The sequence below is a fragment of the Pseudogemmobacter bohemicus genome (genome assembly GCF_003290025.1).
GTDB lineage: Bacteria > Pseudomonadota > Alphaproteobacteria > Rhodobacterales > Rhodobacteraceae > Pseudogemmobacter > Pseudogemmobacter bohemicus.
Genome location: NZ_QNHG01000004.1, coordinates 218349 through 237656 on the forward strand (window position 1 = coordinate 218349; position 19308 = coordinate 237656).

The following is a 19308-nucleotide window of genomic DNA, read 5'->3' on the forward strand; positions in this document are numbered from 1 at the left end:
ATGAGCTTTCACGGCACACCCTGCTGGTACGAACTCTGCACCGCCTCGGCCGAAACCGCGCGCGCATTCTACGGCCCGCTTCTCGGCTGGAGCTTTCAGGATGCCGGCATGGAGGGCTTCGCTTACGGGCTTGCCGCCCGCGACGGCGCCATGATCGCGGGCATTATGGAGCCCGACACCGCCATGCCGGAATTCTGGATGGTCTATTTCGCGGTTGATAACTGCGACCAGTCGGTGGCGAAGGCAAAGGTCCTGGGCGCCAATGTCCACCGCGCGCCCGAAGACATCCCCGGCACCGGCCGTTTCGCGATCCTCACCGATCCCCAGGGCGTGACTTTCGGCGTGTTGCAGCCGCTGGATGGCCAGGAGGGGACTGCCTTCGACCAGGCAAAGCCCGGCCATGGCCAGTGGCATGAGCTGCATTCCACCGATCCCGAGGCCGGTTTCCAGTTCTACGCCGCCCTCTTTGGCTGGAGCGCCACCGATGCGATGGATATGGGCGCCGATGGCAAATACCAGCTTTTCGCCCAAGGCGGTCGCGATATCGGCGGCATGATGGGGATGGTCGGGATGGAAGGCGCGCCGCCGCATTGGCTCCCCTATTTCGGGGTTTCCGGGGTCGATGCGGCAACGGCGGCCATTCCTGTCGCGGGCGGCAAGGTGCTGCATGGGCCGGTCGAGGTTCCCGGCGGCGCCTGGATCACCATGGCGCTGGACCCGCGCGGCGCGGCCTTTGCCGTGGTCGGGCCGCGCTGAGGCCCGCCGTCCCCAAAACCAGGTTGCGCGCCCGGGGCCGGACCCCTGGGCGCGCTATTACCCCTGGGCGCGCGATTATCGCCCGGCCCGCAGTTGCGCGGCCCTCCAGGCCCGGCCGATCTCGTCCCCCGTCAGCAGCCCGTCTTCGTCGAAATCAATCAGCTGTGCCAGGGTGTAAACGCGCGTCCAGTTGCGACCGTAGCTGCGGCTCTCAGAACTCGCCCGCACCACTTCCCTGATCTCATCGAAATCCAGCACCAGATTGGCATCCGTATCGCCGCGCAGGAACAGCTCGGCCGAGGCGCGCCCATCACCCGAATTCAGCGTGGCCAGCATTTCTTCGCGGGTGATCGTCCAGTCGCCATCCAGATCGGCCACCATCAGTTGCCCCAGAAACTGCGCCCGGGCCGCTGCCCCTTCGCGCAGGAGCATGGTGCGATATTCAAAGGGCAGCACCGCCTGCCCATTGCTGCGCCGATCAAAGCCAAGCCTCCCCGCCATCCAGGACACTTCGGGCACCGTGCCGGGCTCGTGATTGGTAACCTGCACCATGAGATAGCTGAGGGCATCATCGCGCTCAGGGTCACCGTTGACGCGTTTTTCCAGCACCGCCAGATCCTGCGCCGGATCCGCGCCGGCGGTCCCGGTCGTGAGGCCGAGGCTCAGCGCCAGACCGAAAGCCGTAGCGGTTCTCCGCACCAGCCCGCCGCGCCCGGCGCTGGTTTTCGAATGCTTTGAAAAGGATATCAAAATAAGCTCCATCTCTGAACGGGTCCGGGGCAGCCGATCAGCCAATGATGTCAATCCCATGGCAGCACCCGCGAAAACCCCGGCGCCTCCCCCGATCACAGGCGAAAAGGGCCGCATCTTGCGACGCGGCCCTCCTGGTTCATCCGTCGCGCCTCAGCCCGCGTTGCGCAAAAGCGGCGTGATCAGCCGCACCAGCACCCGGCGATTGGCGCGCTCGGCCGCTTCGGTTGCGATCTTCAGCTCGGCCTCGCCGTACCCCTGCACCACCAGATTTTCCGGCGGAATGCCGAAATACTCGGTCAGCGCCAGGGCAAGGCTTTCCGCCCGGCGATCCGAAAGCAGCAGGTTCGAGCTGGCCGAGCCCACCGCATCCGTATGACCCTCGATCAGGAAGACATGGCCCGGATTTGTAGCCAGGAGCTGCTGCATCAGCCGGCCAAGATCGGCCAGTTTCCGCGCCTCGGTCGCATTGATCACCGAAGAGCCGGTGTCAAAGGTGATGCTGTCCACCTCGACCGTCGCCGCCAGTGCCCGCACCTGCGGAATGTCGCGTACCTGGCGCAGGCTGAATTTGCGGCCAAGCTCTTCGGCCTCCAGCGCCGCCATTTCCGCCTTCAGCGCCGCGTTCTGGTCCGAGGTCGAGATCACCACCCGGTCCGGGCGCGGCTTCGGCAATTCGGTGACGATGATCGGCTGTTCCGGCTCCAGATCGTTGATGAGCAGCACCTCCTGGCCGTATTGGTCATAGGCGGCGCGGCGCAGCACCCGGCCCGAGGCATCGCGGATCGTCACCACCTGGGTGCCATCGGCGCGGCTGACCACGGTGCGGGTCGAACCATCGGCAAAGTTCTCGGTCTGGGTGCGCACGCCGGGGCGGCGCAGCACCGCATCGTCATCCTTATAGACGACATAAGAGCCATCGGCATTCTCGACCACCACGCGGTCACCGGTATTGGTGACGACGCGGCGCTCATCCTTCTTGCCACCATTGATGATGGTGCCGACCGCCAGCGCGCCCAGAGCCAGCAGCCCCACTTTCTCCAGATCGGAAAGGCCGGATTTCTTGCCATTGCCGACCGCGACCGGGGCGGCGGCGAATTCGTCCACCGAAGTGCGGGTATTGTCTTCGGTGATGACCGTATCGGTCACCGTCACCGGCTGAGTGCCGGGGGCACCGCCCGAATTGTCGACGGGTCCGCCTGCCGTATCCGGTTCGTTGCCCGCAGCCGGTCCGCCCTCAAGGAAGGCCGCTGCCGCCGCGACTGCCGGCACTGCCTGCACACTCGCCCCGGGGCCATTCCCCGCATCGGCCCCCTCCTGGGTATCGGGTTCGACCACCGCATCCGGAGCGCCGAGAATATCCGCAAGGCTGGAGATCGCCGCCGCCTCGGGAACCGGAGCGTCGACTGCATTTGCCAGATCTTCGGGAGCCAGGTTTTCGGGCGAGACATCGGCCTGAACCGCATCGGCGGGCTCAGGGCTCCCGGCCACATCCGCCGGCACCGCCGGCTCGGTCGCGGGTTCGGTCGTGGGTTCGGCCACCTGTTCTGGCGCCGGTTGCTCAGCCACCGGCTGCCCCTCCCCCGTTTTCGCCGGCCCCGGCTGGTCAGCCGTCGGCTCCTGCGTCTCGATGACTTCAGCGGCTTCCGCCTCAGCATTGGCAGCCTCAGCCGCTGCTGCCTCGGCTGCTGCGGTCGCTGCCGCAGCCTGCGCTTCGGCATCCGCCGTTGCCTGAGCCGCAGCTTCCGCCGCAGCCTGGGCTTCCGCCGCAGCCTGGGCCTCTGCTGCTGCCTGGGCCTCCGCTGCTGCCTGGGCCTCCGCTGCTGCCTGAGCCTCTGCCGCAGCCTGGGCCTCCGCCGCTGCCTGAGCCTCTGCCGCAGCCTGGGCCTCCGCCGCTGCCTGAGCCTCTGCCGCAGCCTGGGCCTCTGCCGCAGCCTGAGCCTCCGCTGCGGCCTGAGCCTCTGCCGCTGCCTGGGCCTCCGCCGCAGCCTGAGCCTCCGCCGCAGCCTGAGCCTCTGCCGCTGCCTGGGCCTCCGCTGCTGCCTGAGCCTCTGCCGCAGCCTCGGCCTCTATCACAGCCTCGGCCTCTGTCCCATTTTCCTGCGCATAGACCGGCAGCGTATGGAACGAGCTCAGCGCGACCGAGAGTGCCGTCGACGATATGAGTAGTTTGCGCATGGGTCTTCCTTTGAGGTCCTTGGCGTGATGCAGGGCGCCGCGCCGGATTTCCCGGTGGAATCGCGGGGCCTGTCGCGGTGTCTTTCAGGCCGGAGCCTGCACCGGAGCGGGCTTGCTATGCGATAGCAACGCCTGCCGCAGAGCAAGGTTCCGCCTGTCAGGAGATATCAGCCCCGCCCCTGCCCTCTGCCGCCCCCGCAGCCAGCCAGCGGCGGAAAGAGCTGAGCGGCGCGCGTTCAGGCCGCGATGAGGGCCAGACGAGGTAATAGGCGCCCGAAGCCGCCACAGCCTCCCCCCAGGCCGGAACCAGCCGCCCCGCAGCCAGATCGGCCCCGGCGAGAAAGGTCGGAAGCAGCGCCACCCCCATCCCATGCACCGCCGCCTGGGCCATGGTGGCGAACTGGTCGAACAGCATGGCCGGCGGGCGCTGTCCCTGAAGACCCTGGCAGGCGAACCAGCGCCCCCAGTCGCCCATCCGGCTTTCCAGCTGCAACAAAGGCAGCGACAAAAGATCCGCCGCGCGCCCGGGCTGCCTGGCCAGCAGCAGAGGCGCCGCCACGGCCAGCACCTCCTCATCCATGAGTTTCATGTAGGAAACCCCCGGCCAATCCTCGCGCCCGTAATGGATGGCGGCGTCAAAACTGGTGCCGTCGAAATCGAAGGGGCGCAGCCGGGTCGAGAGGTTCACCGTCACCTCCGGATGTCGCGCCGCGAATCCCGCGAGACGCGGCGCCAGCCAATGCATGCCAAAGGCGGGCAGGATCGACAGGCGCAGCGTGCCGCCCGCAGGGTTCGCGCGCAAAGTCAGCGAGGCATCTGACAGGATTTTCATAGCCTTGCGCACCTCGGCCACATAATCCCGCGCCGCCGGGGTCAGAACCAGACGCTGGCGTTCGCGGGTAACGAGCTTTGCACCCAGCTGCCCTTCCAGCAGCTGGATCTGCCGCGAAACCGCGCCCTGGGTCAGCGACAGCTCGGCCGCCGCCGCCGAGGCGGTGCCCAGCCTCTCCAGCGCTTCCAGCGCGGTGAGCGAGGCGATGGATGGCAGATAACGGCGCGGCAGCATATGAGTTTTCCTCATCAACCGGTGACAGAGTTTCGATACCCTGGCCCGGGCAATCCATGCAATATGGCGGCAAGTGATTCAAAGGACAGCCACCATGTCAGATATCCGCAGCACCCGCCCGAAACTGAAAGCCAAGGACGCCCCCGACCTGTCGCGCTTTGACTGGGAGGATGCGTTCCGCCTCGAAGACCAGCTCTCGGAAGAAGAGCGCGCGCTGCGCGACGGCGCCCGCGCCTATGCGCAGGAAAAGCTACAACCGCGCGTCATTGAAGCGTTCCGCAACGAAGAAACCGACCCCTCGATCTTCCGCGAAATGGGCGGGATGGGCCTCCTGGGTGTGACGGTTCCCGAGGAATATGGCGGGCTCGGCGCCTCTTATGTCTCTTACGGGCTGATCGCGCGCGAGGTTGAACGCGTCGACAGCGGCTACCGCTCGATGATGTCGGTGCAATCCTCGCTGGTGATGTATCCGATCTATGCCTACGGCTCGGAAGAGCAGCGCAAGAAATACCTGCCGAAACTGGCAAGCGGCGAATGGATCGGCTGTTTCGGCCTGACCGAGCCCGATGCCGGATCGGACCCTGCCGGCATGAAGACGGTGGCGAAGAAAACCGCCAATGGCTATGTGCTGAACGGCTCGAAAATGTGGATCTCCAACGCGCCGATCGCCGATGTGTTCGTGGTCTGGGCGAAATCCGAGGCGCATGGCGGCAAGATCCGCGGCTTCGTGCTGGATAAAGGCACCAAGGGCCTGACGGCGCCGAAAGTCGGCGGCAAGATCAGCCTGCGCGCCTCGATCACCGGCGAGATCGTGATGGATCAGGTCGAGGTCGGCGAAGAGGCGCTGCTTCCCCATGTCGAGGGGCTCAAAGGCCCGTTCGGCTGTCTCAACCGGGCGCGTTACGGCATTTCCTGGGGCGTGCTGGGGGCTGCGGAATTCTGCCTGGCAGCCTCGCGCCAATACGGGCTGGATCGCAAGCAGTTCGGCAAGCCCATCGCGCAGACCCAGATCTTCCAGCTGAAACTGGCGAATATGCTGACCGGGATCAGCCTTGGCCTGCAGGCATCCCTGCGCGTCGGGCGGCTCCTGGATGAGGCCAATGCCGCGCCCGAGATGATCTCGCTGATCAAGCGCAACAATTGCGGCGTGGCACTGGAAATCGCCCGCCACGCCCGTGACATGCATGGCGGCAACGGCATTTCCGAGGAATTCCAGGTCATCCGCCATATGGTCAACCTGGAAACGGTGAACACCTATGAGGGTACGCATGACATCCATGCGCTGATCCTTGGCCGCGCGATCACCGGGCTGCAGGCGTTCTTCTGAACCGGGGCTGGTTAGCCATCCGACAGGGGCGGATCCAGCCGGATCCGCCTTTTTTCAATGCCGCGCGCTTCTGACCCCGTGCTTCTGGTTCCGTGCTTCTGGCTCCGGGGCAAGTCCCCCCCCGAGCCAGGGCGATCTGCGATTGGGTGTAAGTCGGGCACAAGATTGTTCGCGATTCAACCGTTCACATTCCGGCAAGGTCCCTTGCCGCGCGGGGCGCATACGCGGATAGTTGTTTCGGGTGGTTCTGTGCGGCGCAACGGCGCCGGATCGGGCATGCCCCTGTGCCAGGCAACATGGGCCTGACACTATGTATCAGACAAGCCGCCAGCCCGCGCAGGAGTGAAAATGCCCTTCCCCGACGGTGCCGATACCCTCCCGGCACATCCAGGCAATGAATGGCTGGCAGCGATGGATATCATCGCGGATGAGGATGGCTATCTGGACCCGCTCGGCCCGGATCACTGGGCCTTTTTCGCCGAGACCGGCACCACTCTGCTGGTCACTTTTGAACGCGCCGAACAGATCCAGGCGGCGTCCGACACCATGCCCGGCTCCTGGGCGCTGGCACAAAGCAATGGCTGGTCCAGCCTGTGCCTGATCGCCAGGGGCGAGACCTTCTGGCGCGCGCCCGAGGTCTGGGGCTATTTCGACCGCCTGGTCGATGACGCCTTTTTCGACGATTTCGACCAGGTGTTGTTTTACGGATCGGGCGCGGCGGGCTATGCGGCGGCCTCTTATGTCGTTGCTGCCCCGGGCGCACGGGCATTGTTGCTGTCACCGCGCGCCACGCTGGTGCCGGACATCGCCGGATGGGACCGCCGCCATCTGCCCCAGCGCCGGCTCGATTTCACCAGCCGCTACGGATATGCTCCCGATATGACCGAGGGGGCCGGGCAGGTCTGGCTGGTCCATGACCCGCTTTCCCCGACGGATAATGCCCATGCGGCCCTGTTTCGTCGCTCCTGGACCACGATGCTGCACAGCCGATGGGGCGGCGAGCAGCCCGAGCGCACCATGCCGCCCGGCATGCTGGATCAGCTGATCACCGGCGCGATGGATGGCACGTTGAGCCCGGAGGGGTTTGCAGCGCTCTGGCGCGGGCGCAGGCGGTCTCCGGCCTGGGTGCGCAATCTGCTGGGCGCCATCGCGTCAAAGGGCAATCGCCACCGCCAGATTGCCGTGCTGCGCCAGGTGCTGGCGGAGCATCCGATCCCGCGCTTCGAGCGCCGCCTCGCCGCGCTGCTGGCACAGGCCGATGCCCCGATGCCAGAAAAACCGGCTGAGGACTGAGCGCCATAGTCGGGAAGGCTGGACCGGCAAGAACCGGGTCCGCGAAGATTTGGGCCTGGAAATTTGAACCGTAAAAGCGATGCCCGAAAACCGCGGCGGCCGGTCTCGGCCCTCAGGCAGCCGACCGGCCCCTCTGACCGGCAGGCAAGCCCGGAGATTGCGGCAGACCCGCTCAGAGATTGTCGTAATCCAAAAGCCCCTCCAGGTCTTTTGTCCTGGCCTCGGTCAGCCTTGCCTTGCAGCCATAGACCAGCAAAGGCTCGGCGCTGCCGCCGCGCATCGGATAGCCCTCGGCGGCACAGGCGGCGTCGCGATAGGTGATCCAGGCCCTTTGTGCTTCGCGCAGCGCCTCGGCGCCGCCTTTCAGCGTATCCGGCAGATCAGCATCCCAGTCCCGCAGCAGCGCCATCGCCTCTTTGTAACGCTGGTTCAGCAGCTGATCGGCAGCCTCCCATTCGGCAGCCGCGCATTGATTCAGATCGGCCTGGACCATGGCCGTGGCGCAATCAATCTCCTGCGCTTGCGCCTGTCCCACACCCCCCGCAAAGGCCATGAGGGCAATCATCGAAAAACGGATCATCTTGCCGCCCCATCCACCAGTTTCGCCCGCGCCGCCAGCGCATGGCCATCCACCCCGTCAAGGCAACGCGCATTGATCGCCACCATCTCTGTACCATCGGGCAAAGTGGCCTCGGAATAGCTCTGCACCCCGCAGGTGGTGCAAAAAATATGCCGGATCACATGGTTATGGAAGGTATAGGCCTTGCCCGCCGCCGCATCCGTCTCCAGCCTGAACTGCGGCGCGGGGGCAAAAACCAGCACCGCCCCCACCTTGCTGCAGCGCGAGCAGTTGCAGATCACCGGTGCCTCCAGCGACACCTCGACCCGGTAGCGCAAAGCGCCGCACTGGCATCCGCCCCGGTATTCAGCCCCGTATTCCGCCATGGAAATCTCCCCGTCCGCATCTGCGGCGATCCTGGCGGAAGTCTCTGGCAAAGACACGCGGTTTCGGTTAGCTGCGGGGTATGGAAAACAGCCTTGATATCCGCCGTCCCGATGACTGGCATCTGCATCTGCGTGATGGTGCGATGCTGGCGGGTGTGCTGCCGGAAACCGCCCGCGATTTCGCCCGCGCGATCATCATGCCGAACCTGGTGCCGCCGGTGGTGACCGCGAAAGACGCGGCCGCCTACCGCGACCGCATCCTGACCGCGCTGCCCGAAGACATGGTATTCGAGCCGCTTATGACCCTTTACCTGACCGAGGAAACCGACCCGGCCGATGTGGCGCAGGCAGCGGCATCGGGGCTGGTAAAGGCGGTGAAACTCTACCCCGCGGGCGCGACGACCAATTCCCATTCAGGAGTGCGGAACTTCGACAAGGTCATGCCAGTGCTGGAGAAAATGGCCGAAATCGGCCTGCCCCTTTGCACCCATGGCGAAGTGACCACGGCGGAGGTCGATATTTTCGACCGCGAAGCGGTGTTCATCGAAACCGTCCTTGACCCGCTGCGCCGGCGCCTGCCGGGGCTGCGTGTGGTGATGGAACATATCACCACAGAAGAAGGCGTCGCCTATGCGGGCGAGGGCGGCGAGACGCTCGCGGCGACGATCACCACGCATCACCTGATCATCAACCGCAATCACATCCTCGTGGGCGGCATCAAGCCGCATTACTATTGCCTGCCGGTCGCCAAACGCGAGAAGCACCGCCTCGCGCTGCGCCGCGCCGCCACCTCCGGCAGCCCGCGCTATTTCCTCGGGACCGATTCCGCCCCCCATATCGACGCGCTGAAAGAACATGCCTGCGGCTGCGCCGGCTGCTTTACTGCGACGAATACAATGCCGCTGCTGGCGCATGTCTTCGAGGAAGACGGCGCGCTCGACCGGCTGGAGGCCTTCACCTCGCTGAACGGCCCCGCCTTCTACCGCCTGCCCGCCAACGAAGCGCGTCTGCGTCTCGTAAAACAGGCCAGCCCCACCGCCTTCCCGGAAAAAATCGAGACCGGCGCCGGTCCGGTCACCGTTTTCAACCCTGGCTTCCCCGTCCACTGGTCGGTCGTAAGCTGATTTCCTCTTGACTTAAATACTCCCGCCGGAGGCTCCTCAGGCCAGCCGGGGATGCCTCCGGCGGGAGTATTTTCTCAGGAGGAAGCTGCAAAGGAGTCTCAAAATGATCCCCGCCGCCTTCCCGTCGAAAGAAGAGATCGCCCGTCTCACCGCCCGCGCGTTTCTGGAAATCGGCGCGGTGCATTTCAATGCACGCGAGCCCTTTACGCTGGCCTCCGGCCTGCCCTCTCCGACCTATATCGACTGTCGCAAGCTGATCTCCTATCCGCGCATCCGCTCGGTGCTGATGGATTTCATGGCGGTAACGGTGATGCGCGAAGCCGGGTTCGAGGCCTTTGACAATATCGCCGGCGGCGAGACTGCGGGCATTCCCTTCGCGGCTCTGGTGGCCGAGCGGCTGGCGCTGCCGATGACCTATGTGCGCAAAAAGCCGAAAGGCTACGGGCGCAATGCCCGGATCGAGGGCACCATGACCGAGGGCCAGCGCGTGCTGCTGGTCGAGGATCTGACCACCGATGGCGGATCGAAGCTTTCCTTCGTCGATGCGATCCGCGAGACAGGCGCCACCTGCAACCATACGACCGTGATCTTCTATTACGGCATTTTCAAAGAGACCGAGGCGCGGCTCGCCGAACACGGCGTCAGCCTGTCTTATCTTTGCACCTGGTGGGATATGCTGGCCGAGGCCAAAGCCCAGGGCTCGTTCGATAGGGAAACCCTCGCGGGCGTTGAAGAGTTTCTGAACGATCCGCGTGCCTGGCAGGCGGCCCGCGCGAAATAGGGCAGGAACCCGCCGGCAGGGCAGGACGAGGGGAGAAATTTTGCCTTCACTTCCCTCTGAACCCGGGGGAAATGACCGCTCCGAATCACGAAACCTGTCGATTTGGAGGACAATTCCCCCAGGATATGGTAGGATGAGCGGCCAGAACCCCAGGTCAGCCCCGATGCCCGGGCTTATCCTTTGAGTTTTCCACAGACCTGTCCGGTCATTGCCTAGCAGAGCCCGGGCAGGCTAAAGCTGATCCCTTCGGGGAGGCAGGTGAAGATGAACGAAGTCGCGAAAATCCGCAGCGATCTGCCGGCGCCGGCCGTGACCGAAGCGCTGCCACAGAATATCGAGGCCGAGCAGCAGCTTCTCGGCGCAATTCTCGTCAACAACGACATCTATGACCGCATCGCGAGCGTGGTGAAGACCGAGCATTTCTATGACCCGGTGCATCGCCGCATCTTCGACATTGCCGCCTCGCGCATCCAGCGCAATGCGCTGGCCTCGCCGGTTACGCTGAAGGCCTTCCTCGAAGAGGATGAGGGACTTAAGGAACTGGGTGGCGCAGCCTATCTGGTGCGCCTGGCCGGTGCCGCGATCTCGGCCTTTGCGGCGCGCGATTATGCGCAGATGATCTATGACCTCGCAGTGCGGCGTGAGCTGATCCAGCTGGGGAAAGACATTGCCGACCGCGCCGGCAAGGTCGATATCGACTCGGAGCCGCGCATCCAGATCACCGAGGCCGAGCAGCGGCTTTACAAGCTGGGCGAACAGGGCGTGGCCGAGCGCGGCTTCCAGAGCTTCCTCAAGGCCGCGACCGATGCGGTCAATGTGGCGAACGCCGCCTATCAGCGCGGCGGCGGCCTGGCGGGGATTTCGACCGGGCTGATCGACCTCGACAAGAAGATGGGCGGCCTGCATGAAAGCGACCTGATCATCCTTGCGGGGCGCCCCTCGATGGGGAAGACCTCGCTGGCGACCAACATCGCCTTCAACGTGGCCAAAGCCTATAAGCGCGGCCGCAAACCCGACGGGCATGAAGGCGCGGTCGAGGGCGGCGTGGTCGGGTTCTTCTCGCTTGAGATGTCGGCGGAACAGCTTGCGGCGCGGATCCTGTCGGAGGCGTCCGAGGTGCCCTCGGAACAGATCCGCCGCGGCGATATGACCGAACAGGAATTCCGCCGCTTCGTCGATGCCGCGAAATCGCTGGAAAGCTGCCCGCTCTATATCGACGACACGCCGGCGCTGCCGATCAGCCAGGTCGCGGCGCGCGCGCGGCGGCTCAAGCGGACGCATGGGCTGGATGTGCTGATGATCGACTACCTGCAGCTTCTGAAGGGCTCGTCAAAGAGCTCGGAAGCGAACCGGGTGCAGGAGGTGTCAGAGATCACGCAGGGCCTCAAGGCCATTGCGAAGGAGCTGAACGTGCCGGTGATCGCGCTGTCGCAGCTTTCGCGCCAGGTGGAAAGCCGGGAGGACAAGCGGCCTCAGCTCTCGGATCTGCGGGAATCGGGCTCGATTGAGCAGGACGCGGATGTGGTGATGTTCGTCTATCGCGAGGAATATTACAAAGAACGCGAGAAGCCGGGCGATCACGAGCTGGAAAAAATGGCGGCCTGGCAGCAGATCATGGAGCAATGCCATGGCAAGGCCGAGGTGATCCTCGGCAAGCAGCGTCACGGGCCGATCGGCTCGGTTGAGCTGTCGTTTGAGGGCCGCTTCACCCGCTTCGGGAACCTCGCGCGGCCCTGGGATGGCGGCGCCGGCCCCGATGGCGGTTTTTGATGGCAGATGTCGCAGAGGGGGCGCTGCCCCCTCACCCCCGGGATATTTAAGGACAGATGAAAAGACCTGCTGATTTCATCTGTCCTTAAATATCCCCGCCGGAGGCTCCTGCGCTGACAACCCGCCTGACGCTTTCCCCTTGACCCCAGATTTCCAGATGCCAGGAAGTTGTCCTCATGGCCACATCATCGCTCACCATTGATCTCGACGCCATCGCCGCCAACTGGCGCGCGCTGGATCGCCTTTCCGCACCCGAAGTGCAGACCGCAGCCGTGGTCAAGGCCGATGCTTATGGGCTGGGTGCCGGAAAAGTTGCGCGGGCGCTTGCCTGGGCTGGGGCGCGGCGTTTTTTTGTCGCGGCTGCCGAGGAAGGTGCGGCGGTGCGTCAGGCTCTGGGTCCGGGGCCGCAGATCAATATTCTCTCGGGCCATATGGCCGGCGATACCGAGATGCTCAATGATCTTGAGCTGACGCCGATGCTCAACAGCCTGGAGCAGATCACCCGCCATCTGGAGGCGCTGCCCGGTCATCCGTTCGGCGTGCAGCTGGATACCGGCATGAACCGGCTTGGGGTTGAGCCGGTCGAATGGCAGGCGGTGGCGCCGATCCTCATCGAGGCGGGGCCGGTCATGCTGATGAGCCACCTCGCCTGTGCCGATGAACCGGATCATCCGATGAACCAGGCGCAGCTGGATGCCTTCCATGAAATGACCGATGGCACCGGGTTGCCGCGCAGTTTCGCGGCGACCGGCGGCATTCTTCTGGGGCCGAAATACCATTTCGACCTGACCCGCGCCGGGATTGGGCTTTATGGCGGGCGGCCGTTCGAGATGGCGGAACGCGTTGTGACCCTCTCGCTGCCGGTGATCCAGACCCGCGATGTGATGCCGGGTGAGGTGGTGGGCTATTCCGCCTCGTGGGAGCCGGATGTGCCTTCGGTGGTTGCGACCGTCGCCGCCGGCTATGCCGACGGGCTGCCGCGCACGCTGTCGAACAATGCCGTGCTCTGGGATGGCGACACCCCCTGCCCGCTGATTGGCCGCGTCTCGATGGATCTCATCACCGTCGATGTCACCCATCTGAAAGAGATCCCGAAAACCCTCGACATTCTCGGGCCGCATCAGACGGTCGACGATCTGGCCGATGCGGCCGGCACCATCGGCTATGAGATCCTGACCAGCCTTGGCCGCCGTTACACCCGCCGCTATCTGGAGACGCGCGCATGAATATGGCTGCCGGCAGCTGGCTGGCCGGGTTTCTGGCGGGGGTATTGGGGGGCCTCGGGCGGCCGGTTCTGGGCCTGCTGGCGACGATCGGGCGGGTCACACTGTTCGCGCTGGAGGCGGTCAGCCATATTTTCCGCCCGCCCTTCTACTGGCGCGAATTCGGCCAGGCGGTGATGCAGATCGGCTGGTATTCGCTGCCCGTGGTGGGGATGACCGCGATCTTTACCGGCGGCGCGCTGGCTTTGCAGATCTATGCCGGCGGCAACCGTTTCGGCGCCGAGGCGGTGGTGCCGCAGATCGTTGCCATCGGCATGGCGAGAGAGCTTGGCCCGGTGCTTGGCGGGCTGATGGTGGCGGCGCGGGTCGCCTCTTCCATCGCGGCCGAGATTGGCACCATGAAAGTGACCGAACAGATCGACGCGCTGACCACGCTTTCGACCAATCCGATGAAGTATCTGACCGTGCCGCGCCTGCTTGCCGCCACGCTGACCCTGCCGGTGCTGGTGGGGATCGGCGATTCCATCGGTATCATGGGCGGCTGGCTGGTGGGTGTGACGCGGCTCGATTTTAACTCGGCCACCTATCTCAAGAACACCGTCGATTTCCTCCAGGTCTGGGATGTCGGATCGGGGCTGGTGAAGGGCGCGGTCTTCGGCTTCATCGTGGCGCTGATGGGCTGCTGGCATGGGATGAATTCCGGGCGCGGCGCCCAGGGCGTGGGGGCTGCGACCAAATCCGCCGTTGTCTCGGCAAGCGTGCTGATCCTTGCCGCCAATTACCTGCTGACAGAGGTGTTCTTCTCGGCATGATCACCCTCAGCGGCGTATATAAGGCCTTCGGCAGCAATCAGGTGCTCAACGGCGTCGATCTGAGCATCGCGCGCGGCGAAAGCATGGTGATCATCGGTGGTTCGGGCACCGGAAAATCGGTGATGCTGAAATCGGTGCTGGGGCTGGTGACGCCGGATCGCGGCACCATCACGCTCGACGGTCAGGACGTGCTGAAACAGGAGCGCGACGCGTTTCTGGCCCGGTTCGGCATGCTCTTCCAGGGCGCGGCCTTGTTCGATTCGATGCCAGTCTGGGAGAATGTCGCCTTTCGCCTGCTGCGCGGCAGCCTGAAGCGGCCCCGCTCCGAGGCGCGCGAGGTTGCGGTTGAAAAGCTGCGCCGCGTGGGCCTTGGCCCTCAGGTCGCCGATCTCTTCCCCGCCGAGCTGTCGGGGGGGATGCAAAAGCGCGTGGGCCTCGCCCGAGCGATCGCCGCCGGTCCGGAGATCATCTTTTTCGACGAGCCGACCACCGGCCTCGACCCGATCATGTCGGGTGTCATCAATGAACTGATCCGTGAGATCGTCACCGAAATGGGCGCGACCGCGATGACGATCACCCATGACATGACCAGCGTGCGCGCCATTGCCGACAAGGTGGCGATGCTGCATGGCGGCATCGTGCGCTGGACCGGAACAGTCGCGGAAATGGACGCGACTTCAGACCCTTATGTGCAGCAATTCATCCATGGTCGCGCCGAAGGGCCGATCCCTTCGGTTCGCTGAGGCCCGGGATGGAAAGCGCATTTCTCAGCCGCCTGCTGACGCCGTCGCCGATCATGCACTGGCTCTTGCTGCTGTTTCCCGTTGTGGTGGCGGTGGCGGGGCTGACCGGCATGCGGCGGCGCCATAATGGTGCGCTGCGGCTGACGATCCTTGCGCTGGTCACTTTGTGCTGGCTGGCCCTGCCGCTGCGTTTTGACGATCCGCTGCTTTCGGCGATATCGGTGCTGGTCTCGACGGTGCTGTGGTTTTCGCTGCTGACAGCCTGGTCGGCGCATGTCTGGAATCGCTTTCCAAGCCCGGTCTGGGCGCATGGCTGGGTGGTCTCGCATCTGGTGACCATCGGGGTCGCCTGCATGGTGGCTCTGGTGCGGGCGCTTATGTACTGATCCACAACCCTTCCGCAGCTTTGAGCTGCACCCCGTTGCCAGTATGGAAAACAGACCCTGCTATCCACAGGTTTCGGTTTCTGCGACGCCGGGGGATTTCTATTTTTCCTCGCAAATTGAAGAACCTAAACCTTTTCCTGAAAGGGCCGCAACGGGGGTTGGGCATGTTTCCAGAGGATAGCACCCTTTTGCGCAGGGTGTTTGCTGCCGGCCAGATCTGCGCCCAGGCGGTCATTCTGGTGGCCTGCCTGATCCTGATCGGCGCCAGCCTTTTTGCCGCGCCTGGCTGGACCTCCTGGCCGGAAATCGCGCTGTCGCTGGGGGGCATGCCGGTGGCCAATGCGGGGATGTGGCTGCAGATCGGGCTGACCGTGCTTATGGCGATGCTGGTCTTCTGGCTGCCCGCCAATGCGCGGATGGCGCGACTGGAAACCGGGCATCGCAGCGTTGCCATGGGCGTCACGGATGTCGCCCGCGCCTGTCGGATGTCGCATGAGACCGCCCGCGCCGGGCTCTTCGGCCTGTCCCCGGACTTCGATTCCAGCCGCGAGAGGATGGAGCAGCTGCGCCGCCACCCCGATTTCGCCGGGCTGGAGCCGGAACTGCTGCAACTCGCGGCGCAAATGAACCATGAGACCCGCGCGCTGGCGCAAAGCTATTCCAATGCGAAAGTGGCGCGGGCGAAGGGGGTCCTGCAACAGCACCAGGAGGAGATCGACGCGCTGAGCGAGCGCCTGCGTCTCGCGCGTGGCACCTGCAACGAAATGCGCCGCTGGCGCGCTGCGATCGAAGCCGCAGAGAGCCCAGGCGCGGATTCAGCTCAAACATCTTGAGGCCGATCTGCGTGAGATCCTGCCAGGCCTCGGCCATGCGGTCGATATCGAAGAGCGCAGCGAGCCCGAGGGCAATCTCGTCACCCTTCCCAAACCCGGCCCCGTGCGGCCAGATCCCCGCAACCAGGCGCCTCTGGCCGGCAGTGGAAGCCTCCGGCGGGGATATTTACGGACAGATGAAATCAACACAGCTCCGCCCTCTTCATCTGTCCATATCGGGTCGCGGAAAAAGCCCGCGCCCGACCTGCCTGTCGGATCGTGATTCACCCCGGGCAGCCCAATTGGGTGGTGATGTGGAGACGGGGTGAGCGGGGCGCTGTTCGGCTATGTGGAGCCTTAGGCCCGCATCCCCGCCCGGCATCCGCACCGCAAGACCCGGCAGCTGGTTAACGAGGCCTGGCCCGCCTGGGCGCCACGGTCGAGGCGTTCAATGCCGAGTTCGGCCGCCCCCTGATCCCACCCGGGCCGCTGATCCGGGCAAACCTGATCCGGATCCTCTGTGCGGTCCGCTCCGGGCGCCAGCTGATGGGGCATATGCCGTACAATCGGCTGGTTCGTCGGCCCTGGCCGTGATGATCCGGCCGGGTTCCGACCGGCTTCGCCCCGGGAGCCGCAACCGGCTGATGACCACCCGGATGTCGCGCAAAGTTAAGGCCGTCTCGTCTGGCGAACAGTCGCCCGGACCGTTTTCTGATCTTCCTCGGCCTCGGTCCACCGCGATGTGGCGCCGCTGCTGTAGGACGGTCATTTCCCGTTCTATGGCAGGCTGGTGAAGGCCCGGGCGTCGATGAAGACTGTCCAGCCCCAGTCAGACGAGGCTCCGCCCAATGACGATCCGGGCGATCCGTCCGAACCGAAGGGCGCCGGCGATCCGGCCACCCCGACCCGCACCGAGACCGATCCGATGCCCCGCATGTCGCGCCACAGCCGCAATGCCGCGGTCGACTTCTGCGGCCGGAAACGGACGAATGCCAACCATGGCCCGGTCACCGATCCGGACGCGCGGCTTTACAGGAAATCGCCCGGAACCGGCCCGATGCTGTGTTTCGTCGGTGGAGGATCAGAAAGCGGGCCGGGGACCGTTTTCCCGACGACCGCCCCGATTGAGAACCGCTCGGGCCTGATCGGGCGGGGCGACCTCTCCCGGGCCGATGGCCATACCGGGCGGCGCGCAGCGATTGGCATGATCCACCGCCACATCCCGGGACCGACGCGGAGGCCGAGGACTGAGGCCGGGGTTGAGGCCGGGGTTGACCGGGGCTTCGATGCCGCAGGCTTCGTCGCCGGACTGCGCGAGGCCTGCGGCACGCCCCGGATCGCGCCCCAGGTCGCGCAGAGATCAAGGCATTCGGCGATCAACGACCGAACGCCCGCCATCAAGGTTACGTCCGATCGCAACGCCACCACAAACGACGCATCGAAGAGGCCTTCGGCTGGGCCAAAACCATCGGTCGCATGGCCCGGACCGTCTGCCGCGACCTCGAAAAGATGCGCGCCCGCCTCACCATGGCCACCAACAATCCTGTCCGACTGCCGAGGCTGCGGTCTGCCTGAAGGCAGGATCACAAATGACAGGAAAGCCAACTCCTGAAACTGTCGCGCGGCCAGGTGAAAATCCCGGGACTGGAACAAAATCCCAACTGCATGACCTTCGTCAGAACCCCGCAAAATGGGGGGCAGAACCCGCAAAGCCGGGCCGGGGGCAGCGCGCGCCTCGCCGCCGGCCCCTTGACCCTGCATCCGCCTGATGCAACCAGACGTCCATGCGGCTCCTCAATCTCTCGCTTCTGATCCTCTTTCCCATCGCCTGGTTTGCGCCTCTGATGCGGGCGGCATTGTTGCCACTGTTCGGCATGGATGAGATTTCCGTCATCACCGGGCTGCAATCGCTTTGGGGCACCGATCCGGCACTGGCGCTTCTGGTCACATTCCTTGCGGTCTTTGCCCCCTATGTGAAAACCATCGGCCTGGCTTTGCTGCAATTCGGCCTGTTGTCGCGCGCGGTGCTGCCGGTGCTGCAACTCCTTGGCAAGCTCGCCATGGCGGATGTCTTCCTGATCGCGCTTTACATCGTGATCGCCAAAGGTGCCGGCTGGGTGACCGTGGAAACCGCCTGGGGGCTCTGGCTTTTCACCCTTTGTGTGCTTACCTCCATCCTGATCGCCTGGGATGCCGGGCGCGGATCCGGCAAGGAGATATCCGCAAATGACTGATTCTATTCCGATTTCCCTGCTAGACCTCGTGCGGGTGCGTGAAGGCTTTGACGCAGCCGACGCCCTGTCCGAGGCTCAGGGCATCGCCACCCATGCCGACCGGCTGGGCTATAATCGCTATTGGGTGGCCGAGCATCACAATATGCAAAGCATCGCCTCGGCGGCGACTTCAGTGGTGCTGGCCCATGCCGGACAGCAGACGAAACGCATCCGGATCGGCTCAGGCGGCATCATGCTGCCGAACCATGCGCCCTATATCATCGCCGAGCAATTCGGCACGCTGGCCTCGCTCTTCCCGGGCCGGGTCGATCTGGGGCTTGGTCGCGCCCCCGGCACCGATCAGGCGACGCTGCGGGCCATCCGCACCCCGGCCGGCGCGGCGGAACGCTTCCCGCAAGAGGTGATGGAGCTGCAACACTGGTTCGCCCCCGCCGATGAGCCGGGCTATATCCGGGCCTGGCCCGCCGCCGGAACTGAGGTGGATTTCTGGATCCTCGGCTCGTCGGAATTCGGCGCCATGCTGGCGGCAGAGCTGGGCCTGCCCTATGGCTTTGCCTCGCATTTCGCGCCCGATTTCCTCGATGAGGCGCTGCAGATCTACCGTTCGCGGTTCAAACCCTCGGGGCAGCTGAAAGCGCCCTGTGCCATGGTTGGGGTCAATGTGATCTGTGCCGAAACCTCCGCCGAAGCGCGGCGCCTCTTCACCACAGCGCAGATGAGCTTTACCGGCATCTTTCGTGGTGCGCGTGGCCTGTCGCAGCCGCCGATCGACGATATCTCGACCTATTGGACGATCCGCGAGGAAAGCCAGGTTTCGCGGATGCTCGGCTGCGCGGTCGTCGGCACCCCCGATGAGGTCAAAGCCGGGCTGGAGGCCCTGCAACTGCGGACACAGGCCAGTGAATTCATCATCGTCTCGGATATCTGGGACCCCGCCGCCCGCCGCCGTTCGCTGGACCTGACCGCGCAGGCCTGGGGGCTGGTGGCTGCCTGAACGGCCAGCCGGTCGCCCCCTGGCATCCCGGCGGAAGCCTCCGGCGGGGATATTTAAGGGACAGATGAAAAGCCGGAATTCATCTGTCCCCAAATATCCCGGGGGTGAGGCCCT

The 19308-nt window shown here is 64.9% G+C and carries 18 protein-coding genes and 1 pseudogene; 14 read left to right on the top strand and 5 right to left on the bottom strand.

The genetic code is table 11. From position 1 onward, the window contains the following. Positions 1–756: a VOC family protein gene (locus tag DRF71_RS20160; RefSeq protein ID WP_112312343.1), complete on the top strand. Its 756-nt coding sequence runs from the start codon at positions 1–3 to the stop codon at positions 754–756. 75 nt (positions 757–831) lie between these two features. Here the strand turns inward: DRF71_RS20160 and DRF71_RS20165 are convergent, their stop codons facing one another. The 3 genes from DRF71_RS20165 to DRF71_RS20175 form a co-directional block, all read right to left on the bottom strand. Beyond that, positions 832–1506 carry an EF-hand domain-containing protein gene (locus DRF71_RS20165; RefSeq protein WP_157971207.1) on the bottom strand — a complete coding sequence of 225 codons (675 nt, stop codon included), beginning with the start codon at positions 1504–1506 and terminating at the stop codon, positions 832–834. A 153-nt stretch (positions 1507–1659) separates the two neighbouring features. Next, positions 1660–3684 (bottom strand): OmpA family protein, encoded by a 2025-nt coding sequence (locus DRF71_RS20170; protein ID WP_112312345.1) that lies wholly within the window; start codon positions 3682–3684, stop codon positions 1660–1662. A 157-nt stretch (positions 3685–3841) separates the two neighbouring features. After that, positions 3842–4750 (bottom strand): LysR substrate-binding domain-containing protein, encoded by a 909-nt coding sequence (locus DRF71_RS20175; RefSeq protein ID WP_112312346.1) that lies wholly within the window; start codon positions 4748–4750, stop codon positions 3842–3844. A gap of 94 nt (positions 4751–4844) precedes the next feature. Here DRF71_RS20175 and DRF71_RS20180 point away from each other — a divergent pair, with 94 nt between their 5' ends. Both DRF71_RS20180 and DRF71_RS20185 read left to right on the top strand, forming a co-directional pair. Continuing rightward, positions 4845–6077: an acyl-CoA dehydrogenase gene (locus tag DRF71_RS20180; protein WP_112312347.1), complete on the top strand. Its 1233-nt coding sequence runs from the start codon at positions 4845–4847 to the stop codon at positions 6075–6077. Positions 6078–6425: 348 nt separating this feature from the next. Further along, positions 6426–7370, top strand: a complete 945-nt coding sequence (locus DRF71_RS20185; protein ID WP_112312348.1) for a phosphoadenosine phosphosulfate reductase — start codon at positions 6426–6428, stop codon at positions 7368–7370. A gap of 172 nt (positions 7371–7542) precedes the next feature. Here the strand turns inward: DRF71_RS20185 and DRF71_RS20190 are convergent, their stop codons facing one another. Both DRF71_RS20190 and DRF71_RS20195 read right to left on the bottom strand, forming a co-directional pair. After that, on the bottom strand, positions 7543–7950 hold the full coding sequence (locus tag DRF71_RS20190) for a lysozyme inhibitor LprI family protein (protein ID WP_112312349.1): 408 nt from the start codon (positions 7948–7950) through the stop codon (positions 7543–7545). Beyond that, positions 7947–8315 (bottom strand): GFA family protein, encoded by a 369-nt coding sequence (locus DRF71_RS20195; protein ID WP_112312350.1) that lies wholly within the window; start codon positions 8313–8315, stop codon positions 7947–7949. The genes DRF71_RS20190 and DRF71_RS20195 overlap by 4 nt, the downstream gene beginning before the upstream one ends. Before the next feature lie 80 nt (positions 8316–8395). Between DRF71_RS20195 and pyrC the strand changes: the two genes are divergently transcribed. From pyrC to DRF71_RS20250, 11 genes and pseudogenes are all read left to right on the top strand, one after another. Next, a complete protein-coding gene (gene pyrC, locus DRF71_RS20200) occupies positions 8396–9439 on the top strand; it encodes a dihydroorotase (RefSeq protein WP_112312351.1) in 1044 nt (347 codons plus the stop codon). A 103-nt stretch (positions 9440–9542) separates the two neighbouring features. Next, a complete protein-coding gene (locus tag DRF71_RS20205) occupies positions 9543–10220 on the top strand; it encodes an orotate phosphoribosyltransferase (RefSeq protein ID WP_112312352.1) in 678 nt (225 codons plus the stop codon). A 264-nt stretch (positions 10221–10484) separates the two neighbouring features. Continuing rightward, positions 10485–11990: a replicative DNA helicase gene (locus DRF71_RS20210; protein WP_112312353.1), complete on the top strand. Its 1506-nt coding sequence runs from the start codon at positions 10485–10487 to the stop codon at positions 11988–11990. Positions 11991–12166: 176 nt separating this feature from the next. Then, the gene (gene alr, locus DRF71_RS20215; protein ID WP_112312354.1) at positions 12167–13216 is read left to right on the top strand and encodes an alanine racemase; all 1050 of its coding nucleotides are present in this window, start codon (positions 12167–12169) and stop codon (positions 13214–13216) included. After that, positions 13213–14025 carry an MlaE family ABC transporter permease gene (locus DRF71_RS20220; RefSeq protein WP_232831609.1) on the top strand — a complete coding sequence of 271 codons (813 nt, stop codon included), beginning with the start codon at positions 13213–13215 and terminating at the stop codon, positions 14023–14025. The genes alr and DRF71_RS20220 overlap by 4 nt, the downstream gene beginning before the upstream one ends. Continuing rightward, a complete protein-coding gene (locus DRF71_RS20225) occupies positions 14022–14768 on the top strand; it encodes an ABC transporter ATP-binding protein (RefSeq protein WP_112312355.1) in 747 nt (248 codons plus the stop codon). The genes DRF71_RS20220 and DRF71_RS20225 overlap by 4 nt, the downstream gene beginning before the upstream one ends. Before the next feature lie 8 nt (positions 14769–14776). Further along, positions 14777–15154, top strand: a complete 378-nt coding sequence (locus DRF71_RS20230) for a hypothetical protein (RefSeq protein ID WP_112312356.1) — start codon at positions 14777–14779, stop codon at positions 15152–15154. 164 nt (positions 15155–15318) lie between these two features. Then, entirely contained in the window at positions 15319–15987 is a 669-nt protein-coding gene (locus DRF71_RS20235) for a DNA repair protein (protein WP_112312357.1), read from the top strand. Positions 15988–16333: 346 nt separating this feature from the next. Next, positions 16334–17541: pseudogene (locus DRF71_RS20240) on the top strand (IS5/IS1182 family transposase). Positions 17542–17750: 209 nt separating this feature from the next. Further along, on the top strand, positions 17751–18200 hold the full coding sequence (locus tag DRF71_RS20245; RefSeq protein WP_112312358.1) for a paraquat-inducible protein A: 450 nt from the start codon (positions 17751–17753) through the stop codon (positions 18198–18200). Next, entirely contained in the window at positions 18193–19194 is a 1002-nt protein-coding gene (locus DRF71_RS20250) for an LLM class flavin-dependent oxidoreductase (protein ID WP_112312359.1), read from the top strand. The genes DRF71_RS20245 and DRF71_RS20250 overlap by 8 nt, the downstream gene beginning before the upstream one ends. The last annotated feature ends 114 nt before the right edge of the window (positions 19195–19308 follow it).

What these genes read in the sequence shown, in the direction of transcription:
- DRF71_RS20160 (WP_112312343.1), top strand. Translation starts at nt 1, where the DNA reads ATGAGCTTTCACGGCACACCCTGCTGGTACGAACTCTGCACCGCCTCG.
- DRF71_RS20170 (WP_112312345.1), bottom strand. Translation starts at nt 3,684, where the DNA reads ATGCGCAAACTACTCATATCGTCGACGGCACTCTCGGTCGCGCTGAGC.
- DRF71_RS20175 (WP_112312346.1), bottom strand. Translation starts at nt 4,750, where the DNA reads ATGCTGCCGCGCCGTTATCTGCCATCCATCGCCTCGCTCACCGCGCTG.
- DRF71_RS20180 (WP_112312347.1), top strand. Translation starts at nt 4,845, where the DNA reads ATGTCAGATATCCGCAGCACCCGCCCGAAACTGAAAGCCAAGGACGCC.
- DRF71_RS20185 (WP_112312348.1), top strand. Translation starts at nt 6,426, where the DNA reads ATGCCCTTCCCCGACGGTGCCGATACCCTCCCGGCACATCCAGGCAAT.
- DRF71_RS20190 (WP_112312349.1), bottom strand. Translation starts at nt 7,950, where the DNA reads ATGATCCGTTTTTCGATGATTGCCCTCATGGCCTTTGCGGGGGGTGTG.
- DRF71_RS20195 (WP_112312350.1), bottom strand. Translation starts at nt 8,315, where the DNA reads ATGGCGGAATACGGGGCTGAATACCGGGGCGGATGCCAGTGCGGCGCT.
- pyrC (WP_112312351.1), top strand. Translation starts at nt 8,396, where the DNA reads ATGGAAAACAGCCTTGATATCCGCCGTCCCGATGACTGGCATCTGCAT.
- DRF71_RS20205 (WP_112312352.1), top strand. Translation starts at nt 9,543, where the DNA reads ATGATCCCCGCCGCCTTCCCGTCGAAAGAAGAGATCGCCCGTCTCACC.
- DRF71_RS20210 (WP_112312353.1), top strand. Translation starts at nt 10,485, where the DNA reads ATGAACGAAGTCGCGAAAATCCGCAGCGATCTGCCGGCGCCGGCCGTG.
- alr (WP_112312354.1), top strand. Translation starts at nt 12,167, where the DNA reads ATGGCCACATCATCGCTCACCATTGATCTCGACGCCATCGCCGCCAAC.
- DRF71_RS20220 (WP_232831609.1), top strand. Translation starts at nt 13,213, where the DNA reads ATGAATATGGCTGCCGGCAGCTGGCTGGCCGGGTTTCTGGCGGGGGTA.
- DRF71_RS20225 (WP_112312355.1), top strand. Translation starts at nt 14,022, where the DNA reads ATGATCACCCTCAGCGGCGTATATAAGGCCTTCGGCAGCAATCAGGTG.
- DRF71_RS20230 (WP_112312356.1), top strand. Translation starts at nt 14,777, where the DNA reads ATGGAAAGCGCATTTCTCAGCCGCCTGCTGACGCCGTCGCCGATCATG.
- DRF71_RS20235 (WP_112312357.1), top strand. Translation starts at nt 15,319, where the DNA reads ATGTTTCCAGAGGATAGCACCCTTTTGCGCAGGGTGTTTGCTGCCGGC.
- DRF71_RS20245 (WP_112312358.1), top strand. Translation starts at nt 17,751, where the DNA reads ATGCGGCTCCTCAATCTCTCGCTTCTGATCCTCTTTCCCATCGCCTGG.
- DRF71_RS20250 (WP_112312359.1), top strand. Translation starts at nt 18,193, where the DNA reads ATGACTGATTCTATTCCGATTTCCCTGCTAGACCTCGTGCGGGTGCGT.